At 47.8% G+C, this 761-nt stretch carries 2 rRNA genes; both read left to right on the forward strand.

Annotated features, from left to right (window positions below):
- Positions 1-330 (forward strand): 23S ribosomal RNA (locus A3712_RS19575); the annotation flags it as partial.
- Positions 331-464: 134 nt separating this feature from the next.
- A 5S ribosomal RNA gene (gene rrf / locus A3712_RS19580) occupies positions 465-580 on the forward strand.
- Positions 581-761: the final 181 nt, after the last annotated feature.

Genomic DNA, 761 nt, shown 5'->3' on the forward strand with positions numbered 1-761 from the left:
CGAGCTGGGTTTAGAACGTCGTGAGACAGTTCGGTCCCTATCTGCCGTGGGCGTTGGAAAATTGAAGGGAGCTGCTCCTAGTACGAGAGGACCGGAGTGGACGAACCTCTGGTGTTCGGGTTGTCATGCCAATGGCATTGCCCGGTAGCTAAGTTCGGAATCGATAACCGCTGAAAGCATCTAAGCGGGAAGCGAGCCCTGAGATGAGTTTTCCCTGACACTTTAAGTGTCCTAAAGGGTTGTTCAAGACTAGAACGTTGATAGGCAGGGTGTGTAAGCGCTGTGAGGCGTTGAGCTAACCTGTACTAATTGCCCGTGAGGCTTAACCATACAACACCCAAGGGGTTTTGATGGACTCAAAAATACAAACGCTTGAATGAGTTTGAAGAGACAAGACTTTTAATAAGCTTTCCAGATTATTTTGCCTTCAGTTTTTAAAAATCTGAAAGTAAAAGCAAAATTCGCTTGGCGACCATAGCATTGTGGACCCACCTGATTCCATGCCGAACTCAGAAGTGAAACACAATAGCGCCGATGGTAGTGTGGGGCTTCCCCATGTGAGAGTAGGACATCGCCAGGCTTTAAATTTATTTTCACTTTTCAAAAGTGAAGACAAAAGTGTTATGAACGACTTGTCAGCGACGACAAGTAGTCCAACGCAGAGTGGTAGTTCAGTTGGTTAGAATACCGGCCTGTCACGCCGGGGGTCGCGGGTTCGAGTCCCGTCCACTCCGCCACTTATTCAGAGTTTCAGCTCTTTA

It is taken from the genome of Vibrio sp. HI00D65 (assembly GCF_001635455.1).
Taxonomy (GTDB): Bacteria; Pseudomonadota; Gammaproteobacteria; order Enterobacterales; family Vibrionaceae; genus Vibrio.